Source organism: Roseicyclus sp., from assembly GCF_965662675.1.
In the GTDB taxonomy this organism is placed as follows: Bacteria; Pseudomonadota; Alphaproteobacteria; order Rhodobacterales; family Rhodobacteraceae; genus Roseicyclus.
Genome location: NZ_CBFIIK010000097.1, coordinates 1 through 10,658, shown reverse-complemented (window position 1 = coordinate 10,658; position 10,658 = coordinate 1). Strand labels below are relative to the sequence as shown.

Below are 10,658 nucleotides of genomic sequence, written 5' to 3'. Positions count from 1 at the left end.
GTCGCGGTTCCGAAATCTGCCGTGTGTCGCGCCATCAAGCGAAACGGGCGCGCGCGGCATGCAAAAATAGGGCAGGCTGATCGCCTTGCCCCAAGAACCGGCAAATCCGGTCAGAGTTTGCCGGAAAGGAAGAGGTCCAGATCCTCAATCCGGTCCTGACCCCAGAATTTCTCGGAGCCGTCGACGATATAGAAGGGCGCGCCGAAGACACCGGCAGCGACCGCTTCCTCGGTATTGCGCACATATTCCTCGGCGCCCGCCAGCATCGCCATCCCCGCAAGGCCGCGATCGAAACCCGCCTCGGCCAGACAATCGGCGATCACATCATCTTCGGCGATATCGCGGCGGTCACGCCACAGCGCCTTGGTGAAAGCATGCACCAGCAAGCCCAGATCACCACCCCCCGCCTGGGCGGCAGCGATGAAGGCATAGGCCGACGGCGCAGCGTTCACGGCGCGAAACGGCGGGTCGAGATGCATGGCCAAGCCGTGCTTGGCCGAGAGGCGGCGCAACTCCTGCGCGCGCAATGCCAGCCGGGCGGGATGCCGCTCTTTCGGGGGCACGCCGCCGGTCCGGGGCAAAACACCACCCGTCAGGTCCATCGGCTTGTAGCTGATCGACGCGCCGTGGCGTGCGGCGACCGCCTCCATTCGCGTCCCCGCAAGATATGTAAAAGGTGACATGGTCGAGAAATAGTAGTCGATATGCGCCATTGGACGCCCCTTCCCTTTTCGGCTTTGCGCGACACTAGCCGGGTGCTAGGGGGTGTCAACGCTTCGCGGTGGGGACCGCGGACGCCATTGCTGCCACAAGGGACACGATCATCATGCCTGCACAAGATCCGAAACTGATTTCCGGTAACGCCAATCGTAGTTTGGCCGAGGCGATTTCACGCCGGATGTCGATGCATCGGGGCATGCAGGTGGGTCTGGTCGATGCTCGCGTCGAACGCTTCAACGATCAAGAGATCTTCGTCGAGGTCTATGAAAATGTCCGCGGCGAGGACATGTTCATCGTGCAAGGCACCTCCAAGCCCGCCAATGACAATCTGATGGAATTGCTCATCATCGCCGATGCGCTGCGCCGGTCTTCGGCGGCACGCATCACCGCCGTGATCCCCTATTTCGGCTATGCCCGTCAGGATCGTCGGACCAAGGCGCGCACGCCGATTTCCGCCAAGCTGGTCGCCAATATGATGGTCGCCGCCGGCATCGAGCGGGTGCTGACGATGGATCTGCATGCCGCGCAGATCCAAGGCTTTTTCGATATTCCCGTCGACAACCTTTATGCCAGCCCGATCTTCGCGCTGGATATCCTCCACCAGTTCGGCGGTGACATGTCCGACGTGATGGTGGTCTCGCCCGATGTGGGCGGCGTGGCGCGCGCGCGTGAATTGGCGACCCGGATCGGCGCGCCCTTGGCCATCGTCGACAAGCGCCGCGAAAAGGCGGGCGAGGTCGCGGGCATGACCGTGATCGGCGATGTAACGGGTCATAAATGCATCATTGTCGACGATATCTGCGACACCGCCGGGACGCTTTGCAAAGCCGCCGATGTTCTGATGGAGGCGGGCGCCACCGAGGTGCATGCCTATACCACCCATGGCGTGCTGTCGGGCCCTGCGATCGAGCGGCTGTCGGGCTCGGTACTGAAATCGCTGGTCACGACCGACACGATCGAGGCGACGGCGGCGACCAAGGCCTGTTCGCGGGTGCGTGTCGTGCCGACCGCGCCGATGTTTGCGCAGGCCATCGTCAATATCTGGAACGGCACCAGCGTGTCGTCGCTGTTCGACACTGCCAGCCTCGTGCCGATCTACGAGGGGCTTTACCCCAAGGGCATGTGGGGGCGCTGAGCTTTAGCGCACCCGGCCCTGCCGCCATGCGATCGGCAAGATCATCGCTACGATCAACGCTGCCAAGGCGAATGGCGCACCCGGCCAGTAGACCCATACGCCATCGCCCACGAAAGCGCCGAAAGCGGGCGTGAAGACGAGCGGCGCCAAGACCGCGGCAAGCGAGGCCAGCGCCGCGATCACGCCTTGGACCATGCCCTGCTGATCCTCTTCGACACTGTTGGCGGCCATCGCCGTCAAGGTGGGTGGCACAAGATCGGTCAGCGCCGACAGGGGCAACAAGATCACCACGGCCCATAGCGCGGTGGTCACGCTGAACCCGGCGAAAGCAACAACGGCCAGCATCAACCCCAAGAGCATCAATCGCCGCTCACCCAGCCAGTTGATCGCGCGCGGCATCACGAAGATCTGCGATAGCGCGGCAAGGATGCCATAGGCCGACAGGCTCAGCCCGATGACCAGCGTGGACCAGCCGAACAATTCACGGCCCCAGAACGACCACAACGTCACATAGACCATGTTGGCGAATTCAAACAGGCCGAGGCAGATCAGCGGGATCGCCAGACCCGGCAGGCGGAAGGCCCGCCAGATTGTCCCGAACGGGTTGAGATCGCGCAGCGCGAAAGGGCGGCGATGGGCGGGTGCCAGCGATTCGGGTAAAACGAACAGCCCGAAGATGACATTGATCCCCGCCAGCCCCGCCGCCAGCCAAAACGGTGCCGTGATATGCCAAGCGGCCGCTACCCCGCCCAGCGCCGGGCCCAAGACGAAACCAAGGCCGAAGGCCGCCCCGATCAGGCCAAACCGTGCCGCGCGCCCGTCGGGCGGGGTGATGTCGGACACATAGGCCGTTGCGGTGATATAGGTCGCCCCTGCCAACCCCGCGAGCGTGCGACCGATCAACAGCAGCCAAAAACTATCGGCCAGCGCCATGATGACGTAATCGAGCGCAAGAAAGGCCAAGGCCGCCAGCAAGACAGGTTTGCGTCCGTAGGCATCCGAGATCGCGCCCACGATCGGGGCGAAGATGAACTGCGCCGCTGCGTAAGAGGCCAGCAAGACACCGCCCCAGAACGCGCCCTGCCCCGCGCCCGTAGCCCCCACGCGATCCATCAGGTCGGGCATGATCGGAAAGACGATCCCGATCCCAATGGCGTCGATCACCATCGTGGCAAGAATGAACAAGAAGGGGCCTGTCGGGCGGGTCATTCCCCCCTATCCGCGCCGCGCGCGGTCTTGGCAAGATGCAGCAGCCGTCATAGTCGAAGTAAGGGGAGGCGACGCTGAAAGCAGCCGCATCAACTTTGTTCAGTAAAGCTGCCAATCATCCTCGGATGCGACTTCGCCCAGCGCCATCCAGTCGGCCCGGATACGCGCGACCCGGCTATCGCCCCATGTGCGAAAGACAAGGGCAAATCCGGCTTCGATGATATCCTCGGCCTTCAGATCTGCGCGCTGGTTGGTCTCTCCATCCATGTCCCACATCGAGATGGCCACATGCACCATCGGCGGCGCGAGGAAAGGCTGCGCGAAGACGACCTTGTGACGTTTTTCGCGCGGGCCATCGCCGGCCCACATCGGGCCGTTATCTGCAAAATCGCTGAACAACAGGGCCGAGCCCTGCGCGACGCCGATCATATGGGGGCGGAAGTGCTTGATCATCGGTACGCTCTTTCCATGCGATCTACCGACCATCGGGGCTTACTGTGCCGATACTATGAACAGATACCGGCAATCCCGGGGCATTGGTTAAAAGAAAGGCCCCAACACATGCGTGAGGGGCCTTTTTTTCGTCATTTATGCGCTGTCATGCGACCAGTTGCGCCTTTGCTAGTTCCAGATCGGCGACCAGCTTGGCCGCCGCGTCGACGCCGGGATCACTGGCATCGCTGGCGCGCAGCTTGTCATGCGCGGCGCGCGCTTGGGAGATGAAGCCATCCATCACATCGGCGGTGACTTCGCCTGCGGGCAGGGCCTGTTCGGCCAAAACCGTGATCGCGGGTCCCGCAACATCTGCGAAACCGCCGGTGATGAAATAGGTGGTCTCTGCCCCCCCCTCGGCGCCATCGACCCGGAGGATACCGGGGCGCAGCGTCGTGATCAGCGGTGCGTGATCGGCCATCGCCGTCAAATCCCCGTCGGCGCCGGGGATCTGCACGGCATCCACCGCCATTGAGGCGAGGCGCCGTTCGGGCGAGACCAGATCGAACTGCATCTTCTGTGCCATCAATGGCCCCCTTACGCGGCCTCAGCCGCCATGCGTTCCGCTTTCGCGATCACCTCGTCGATGCCGCCGACCATGTAGAAGGCCGCTTCGGGCAGGTGATCGTATTCGCCTGCGACAACCGCCTTGAACGAGGCGATGGTCACATCGAGCGGCACCTGAACGCCGTCCGAGCCGGTGAAGACCTTGGCCACATCGAAGGGCTGGCTGAGGAAGCGCTGGATCTTGCGGGCGCGTGCTACGGTCAACTTGTCCTCTTCGGACAGTTCGTCCATCCCGAGGATGGCGATGATGTCCTGCAGCGACTTGTAGCGCTGCAAGATCCCCTGCACCGAGCGGGCGACATTGTAGTGCTCTTCGCCAAGGATCTTGGGATCCATCAGGCGCGACGAGCTGTCGAGCGGGTCCACCGCCGGGTAGATACCCAGCTCCGAGATGGCGCGCGACAACACTGTCGTGGCGTCGAGGTGGGCGAAGGTCGTGGCCGGTGCGGGGTCGGTCAAGTCGTCCGCGGGAACGTAGACGGCCTGGATCGAGGTGATCGAGCCCGATTTGGTCGAGGTGATGCGTTCCTGCATCGCGCCCATGTCGGTGGCCAGCGTCGGCTGGTAGCCCACAGCCGAAGGGATGCGGCCCAACAGCGCCGACACTTCGGAGCCTGCCTGCGTGAAGCGGAAGATGTTGTCGACGAAGAACAACACATCGGTGCCCGAAGCATCGCGGAACTGCTCGGCCAAGGTCAGGCCGGTCAGCGCGACGCGCGCCCGCGCGCCCGGAGGCTCGTTCATCTGGCCGTAGACCAGCGCCACTTGGCTTTCCGACAGGTTGTCGGGCTTGATCACGTTCGATTCGATCATCTCGTGATAGAGGTCGTTGCCCTCGCGGGTGCGTTCACCCACGCCCGCGAACACCGAGTAGCCCGAGTGCACCTTGGCGATGTTGTTGATCAGTTCCATGATCAAAACCGTCTTGCCCACGCCGGCGCCGCCGAACAGGCCGATCTTGCCGCCCTTGGAATAGGGGGCGAGCAGATCGACGACCTTGATGCCGGTCACGAGGATTTCGGACTCGGTCGCCTGTTCGCTGAATTCGGGCGCAGGCTGGTGGATCGAGCGGAACTCCTCGGCCTCGACCGGGCCGCCTTCGTCCACGGGCTCGCCAACGACGTTGAGGATGCGCCCCAGCGTGGCGGTGCCCACGGGAACCATGATCGGGCCGCCGGTGTCGGTGACGGCCTGACCGCGCACAAGGCCCTCGGTCGCATCCATCGCGATGGTGCGCACGGTGCCTTCGCCCAAGTGCTGGGCAACCTCGAGCACGAGGCGCTTGCCGCCATTGTCGGTGGTCAGCGCGTTCAAGATCTCGGGCAGGTGATCGCCGAACTGCACGTCGACGACGGCGCCGATGACCTGGGTGATTTTTCCGACTGCATTTGCCATGTCGTGTCTCCGGTTCTTAGAGCGCTTCGGCGCCCGAGATGATTTCGATCAGCTCGTTGGTGATGACGGCCTGACGCGAACGGTTGTATTCGATCGTCAGCCGCTCGATCATGTCGCCAGCGTTGCGGGTGGCGTTGTCCATCGCGGACATCCGGGCACCTTGTTCCGAGGCGGCGTTTTCCAACAGCGCGGTGAAGATTTGCGTGGCCACGCCCCGCGGCAGAAGATCTTCGAGAACGGCTTCTTCCGAGGGTTCGTAGTCGTATTGCGCCCCACCCTCTTCGGCACCGTCGACGACGTCGAACTGGGCCGGGATGATCTGCGTCGCGGTCGGGACTTGGCTGATCACCGACTGGAAGCGATTGAAAAAGATGGTGGCGACATCGAACTCGTCCGCATCGAAACGGCCAAGCACATCTGCAGCAATCCGGGCCGCATCCGCATAGCCCAAACGCTTCACATCGGACAGATCGACATGGCCGATCATCCGATTGGCGAAATCGCGCTTGAGTTGCTCACGGCCTTTCTTGCCGACGGTCAAGATCTTGACCGTCTTGCCTTTGGCCAAAAGCGATTCCGCATGCTGGCGCGCCTTGCGCACGATGGTCGAGTTGAAGCCACCGCACAGGCCACGCTCGGCGGTCATGACCACCAGAAGATGCACATCATCCTTGCCAGTACCGGCCAAAAGGCGCGGTGCGCTTGCCGATGCACCGACCGCTTGCGCAAGGCCGCCCATCACGGCTTCCATGCGCTCGGCATAAGGGCGTGCAGCCTCCGCCGCGTCCTGCGCCCGGCGCAGTTTCGCGGCGGCGACCATCTGCATCGCCTTGGTGATCTTGCGGGTCGATTTGACCGACGCGATCCTGTTCTTGAGGTCCTTGAGATTGGGCATCTGTCAGACCCCTCAGGCGAAATCGGCGGCGAATTCGTCGAGTGCAGCCTTGAGTTTCTCCGCATCAGCGCCCTTGATCTTTGGATCGCTCTTGGTGATCCAATCCAGCACATCGGCCTTCTTGGTGCGCATGAAGGTGAGCAGCGCCTCTTCGAAGCGACCCACCTCGGCGACGGGCAGCTTGTCGAGGTAGCCGTTGGTGCCGGCAAAGATCATCGTGACGATCTCGGCATTGGTCAGCGGCGAATACTGCGGTTGTTTCATCATCTCGGTCAGACGCGCGCCACGGGCCAAAAGCTGCTGGGTCGAGGCGTCGAGGTCAGAACCGAACTGTGCAAAGGCGGCCATCTCGCGATACTGCGCCAGCGACAGCTTGACCGGGCCCGCGACCGAGGACATCGCCTTGGTCTGTGCCGACGAGCCCACGCGAGACACCGACAGGCCGGTGTTCACAGCGGGGCGAATGCCCTGGAAGAACAGTTCGGTCTCGAGGAAGATCTGGCCGTCGGTGATCGAAATCACGTTGGTCGGGATAAAGGCCGACACGTCGCCGCCCTGCGTTTCGATGACGGGGAGCGCCGTCAGCGAGCCCGCGCCATTGTCTTCGTTCAGCTTGGCCGAACGCTCCAGCAGGCGGGAGTGGAGATAGAAAACGTCGCCGGGATAGGCTTCGCGGCCCGGCGGGCGGCGCAGCAACAGCGACATCTGGCGATAGGCCACGGCCTGCTTGGACAGGTCATCATAGATGATCAGCGCATGGCGGCCATTGTCGCGGAAAAACTCGGCCATCGCGGTCGCCGAATAGGGTGCCAAGAACTGCATCGGCGCAGGGTCGGATGCGGTGGCGGCCACGACGATGGTGTATTCAAGTGCGCCGGATTCTTCGAGCTTCTTGACCAGCTGCGCCACGGTCGAGCGCTTCTGGCCGACGGCGACATAGATGCAATAGAGCTTCTTGCTCTCGTCGTCGCCGGCGGCATCGTTGTAGGATTTCTGGTTCAAGATCGTGTCGAGCGCCACGGCGGTCTTGCCGGTCTGGCGGTCGCCGATGATCAATTCGCGCTGGCCGCGGCCGATCGGGATCATGGCGTCGATCGCCTTGAGGCCGGTTGCCATTGGTTCATGCACGGATTTGCGCGGGATGATGCCCGGCGCCTTGACGTCGGCCACGCGACGCTCGGAGGCCGCGATCGGCCCTTTTCCATCGAGCGGATTGCCGAGGCCGTCGACCACGCGGCCGAGCAGCGCGTCGCCTGCGGGCACATCCACGATGGCCTTGGTGCGCTTGACGGTGTCGCCTTCCTTGATGTCGCGGTCAGAGCCGAAGATCACGACACCGACGTTGTCGGCCTCGAGGTTCAGCGCCATCCCGCGGATACCGCCGGGAAACTCGACCATCTCGCCGGCCTGCACATTGTCGAGGCCATAGACGCGCGCGATCCCGTCGCCGACTGACAGCACGCGGCCCACTTCGGCCACTTCGGCATCCTGGCCGAAATTCTTGATCTGGTCCTTCAGGATCGCAGAGATTTCTGCAGCTTGGATCGCCATGTTAACCGACCTCTTTCATCGTGTTCTGGAGTGCGTTGAGCTTTGCCTTGACCGAGGTGTCGATCATGGTCGAGCCCAGCTTGACAACAAGACCGCCGATGAGGCTTTCATCGACGGTCGCATTCAATTTGACATCGCGCCCGACCGAGGACGCCAGCACCTTGGCCAGCTTGTCGGCTTGGGTCTTCGTCAGCGCCTTGGCCGACACCACATCGGCGGTCATTTCGCCCTTGTGCGCGGCGATCTTGGCAAGCAGCGCGCGCAGCAGCGCGGGCAAGATAAACAAGCGACGCTTTTGCGCCAACAAGCGCAGCGTATTTCCGGTGATCGGGCTCAGCTTCATCGCGGCGGCAAGCTTGCCCATCGCGGCTTCGGTCACCTCGCGCCCATAGAGCGGCGACGTGATGACATCACGCAGGTCCGCGCTTTCGGCCAAGGCGGCCTCAAGAGCGCCGACATCGCCCTCGAGTGCTTTGAGCGCGCCCTCGCCTTCGGCAAGGTCGAACAATGCCGTCGCATAGCGCGCGGCAATGCCGGTCGAGATTGAAGCAGGTTCGCTCACGTCCACCCTTTCCCATGTAGTTAGCCCTGCAAGAGCGGAGATGCGCCCCAGGGCCGATCGCGTCTTGGCTGCACGAAGCTGCCGGTGTTCTTTAAATTGCGGGTGATCTAACAGAGCCCCCGCAATGCTGCAACCGCGATGTAACTGCCGCGGCCGATAGAAATCCTCGGCAAATCAGGGGGCAAACCCCAAGGCGACGATCTGCGACGCTTTGCCCGCGCCGCAAGCGCCGGATCGCGCGGCGCGGGCAAAGAATCCTGTCCAAGGCTATTGCCGACAAGACCCAAGGCGGGCGGTTTGCCAAGAACACCGCCCTTTTGTCTTGAAATTAACAATTTTTCTAATCAGCCTTCGGTTGATTATGTGTTGAGGAGTGTGTGAATGCTGGCCATCCTTGCCTTCATGTTTGCCGCGAGTTTTGCCGCGCTGGCCTTCGTCGATGATGGCGACACCGCGCCGCCCGAGGACGACACCCCCCCGCCCCCACCCGAGACCGCGGCTTTGCCGGAACCAGAGCCCGAGCCGGAGCCAGAGCCGGAACCTGATGCGGCACCCGCCCCCCTGTTCACGCTGCAGACCGACCCGGTCACCGGTGACACCGACGTTACCGTCGCCCCCGAGGCAGACGGGCGCTTGATGGCATTCTTCGCGGAAGCTGAATTCATTCCCGGCAATGAAGGCGTGTCAGGCGGCGATTACTATGGCCTGACGCTTGTTCTCGTCCCCGAGGGCGTCGATTTCGAAGAGGCGGCCAACAGTTTCGACTGGCAATCCTTCCTCGCCGCCAACAGAGACGCGGGGATCACCCTCGACCGCGCCGATTATTTCGCGGCCATCGGCGTCGAGCTTGTGCAACACTGGGACCTTGGCGAGGACGGTAACACCAATCCCGTCGCAGGGACTTTTTCAGGCGATTACAACCAGATCCGGTTCGACGACCGCACCCTTCTGCCCGAGATCACGGCCAATCGCGACATCGCGTGGTTCGAACTGACCAATAACGAAGCACTGCTCGGCCTGATGTTCGGCAATGTCGTGGCCTCCCAGCAGGTCGTGGGACCCGAAGCGTTCTTTGATTTCCAGACCACTGTCGAAACCTACGCTTTCCAAACCGCGGCCGGAGCACCCTCCGGGGGCGAGGAAAATTGGGAGGACAGGGTATTCCTCAGCCCGAATGATGGCGAGGTGATCATGGGCAGCGAATTCGCCGATGTGATCTTGCACCCGCCGGGCGATACCACCTCTGTCACGATCATCGGCGGCGCGGGCGAGGACAAGATCTTCGCCGGGCTGAACGACACGATCATCACCGATGACGACAGCGACCGCGACATCATCTATGTCGATACCCCCGCCAGCTTTGCTCAAATCTACGACGAGGTGCCGGTGATCCAAGCAGGCCCCGAGGATGTGATCGAGATCGACCCCGCCGACAGCCTTGTCATCGGCTATGCGATCGACCGCGGCGCGGGCGTGACGGATTACCTCTATCACATCGTCCATGCGCCCGACGGCTTCGCCGCCCCGAATACGGTGCTGGGCTCAGGTGACAGCCCCATGTCGCTGGAGGAGTTCTATCTAGCCGCAGGCATCCAGTTGATGGCGGTCGGCCATTTGGGCAGCCTTGATCAAAGCGACCCAGCCAACCCCGTCAACACCCGCATTGCACCGCCCGCATTCGACGGCCCCGCGCTCGGCTTTCAGCTCGCCCAGTTGACGGGCGATATCATCAGCGCAGACACGGTCTTCACGACCGCTGCGGCCATCAACCCCGTCGCCTAGGGCTTGCCGCGGTTGGTTGCGCCTACCCCCACCGGGGACGGCGCACCCTCCAGCACCTTGAGGGGTTGGCGCATGCGTTCAGCCAGCCCCGGCCGCGTCGGCGCATGCACGCGCTTGGATACCTCTAGCATGATCACGCCGCCGGCGTAATGGCGCGACAATCGCGCGCCCATCTTTTCGACCAGTTCTGCCGAGCGGAGCCAGAAACGATGCTGGGAGGGCGGCGCAAAAAGGGCCGCAGCATGACGTTCGGGGGTGAAGTCGTGCCGCTTCATCTGGATCTCAAGCTGGCCCAGTGAATAGGGCCGCCCAAAGCCGAAAGGTGTCGCATCGCGCCGCGCCCAAAGCCC

Annotated in this window: 10 protein-coding genes and 1 pseudogene; 2 read left to right on the top strand and 9 right to left on the bottom strand. The window is 62.9% G+C overall.

Annotated features, from left to right (window positions below; genetic code table 11):
- Window positions 1-110: 110 nt before the first annotated feature.
- On the bottom strand, window positions 111-713 hold the full coding sequence (locus tag ACTG4J_RS12470) for a 2-hydroxychromene-2-carboxylate isomerase (RefSeq protein WP_439139975.1): 603 nt from the start codon (window positions 711-713) through the stop codon (window positions 111-113).
- Between the two features lie 113 nt (window positions 714-826).
- On the opposite strand from ACTG4J_RS12470, the gene ACTG4J_RS12465 reads away from it, so the two are divergent.
- A complete protein-coding gene (locus ACTG4J_RS12465) occupies window positions 827-1,855 on the top strand; it encodes a ribose-phosphate pyrophosphokinase (RefSeq protein ID WP_439139974.1) in 1,029 nt (342 codons plus the stop codon).
- Window positions 1,856-1,858: 3 nt separating this feature from the next.
- Here ACTG4J_RS12465 and ACTG4J_RS12460 read toward each other — a convergent pair whose 3' ends face one another.
- The 7 genes from ACTG4J_RS12460 to ACTG4J_RS12430 all read right to left on the bottom strand — a co-directional run bounded on the left by ACTG4J_RS12460 (window position 1,859) and on the right by ACTG4J_RS12430 (window position 8,526).
- On the bottom strand, window positions 1,859-3,064 hold the full coding sequence (locus ACTG4J_RS12460; protein ID WP_439139972.1) for an MFS transporter: 1,206 nt from the start codon (window positions 3,062-3,064) through the stop codon (window positions 1,859-1,861).
- Window positions 3,065-3,163: 99 nt separating this feature from the next.
- Window positions 3,164-3,517 (bottom strand): H-type lectin domain-containing protein, encoded by a 354-nt coding sequence (locus ACTG4J_RS12455; RefSeq protein ID WP_439139970.1) that lies wholly within the window; start codon window positions 3,515-3,517, stop codon window positions 3,164-3,166.
- A 145-nt stretch (window positions 3,518-3,662) separates the two neighbouring features.
- Window positions 3,663-4,082 (bottom strand): F0F1 ATP synthase subunit epsilon, encoded by a 420-nt coding sequence (locus ACTG4J_RS12450; protein ID WP_439139969.1) that lies wholly within the window; start codon window positions 4,080-4,082, stop codon window positions 3,663-3,665.
- 11 nt (window positions 4,083-4,093) lie between these two features.
- On the bottom strand, window positions 4,094-5,518 hold the full coding sequence (gene atpD, locus ACTG4J_RS12445) for a F0F1 ATP synthase subunit beta (protein ID WP_439139967.1): 1,425 nt from the start codon (window positions 5,516-5,518) through the stop codon (window positions 4,094-4,096).
- A 16-nt stretch (window positions 5,519-5,534) separates the two neighbouring features.
- The gene (locus ACTG4J_RS12440) at window positions 5,535-6,413 is read right to left on the bottom strand and encodes a F0F1 ATP synthase subunit gamma (protein WP_439139965.1); all 879 of its coding nucleotides are present in this window, start codon (window positions 6,411-6,413) and stop codon (window positions 5,535-5,537) included.
- Window positions 6,414-6,425: 12 nt separating this feature from the next.
- Entirely contained in the window at window positions 6,426-7,964 is a 1,539-nt protein-coding gene (atpA, locus tag ACTG4J_RS12435) for a F0F1 ATP synthase subunit alpha (protein WP_439139963.1), read from the bottom strand.
- A gap of 1 nt (window position 7,965) precedes the next feature.
- Window positions 7,966-8,526 carry a F0F1 ATP synthase subunit delta gene (locus tag ACTG4J_RS12430; protein WP_439139961.1) on the bottom strand — a complete coding sequence of 187 codons (561 nt, stop codon included), beginning with the start codon at window positions 8,524-8,526 and terminating at the stop codon, window positions 7,966-7,968.
- Between the two features lie 381 nt (window positions 8,527-8,907).
- Here ACTG4J_RS12430 and ACTG4J_RS12425 point away from each other — a divergent pair, with 381 nt between their 5' ends.
- Complete coding sequence (locus ACTG4J_RS12425; RefSeq protein ID WP_439139959.1) at window positions 8,908-10,308, top strand: hypothetical protein; 1,401 nt, start codon at window positions 8,908-8,910, stop codon at window positions 10,306-10,308.
- Here ACTG4J_RS12425 and ACTG4J_RS12420 read toward each other — a convergent pair.
- Window positions 10,305-10,658: pseudogene (locus ACTG4J_RS12420) on the bottom strand (hypothetical protein); the annotation flags it as partial. The gene ACTG4J_RS12425 and the pseudogene ACTG4J_RS12420 overlap by 4 nt on opposite strands.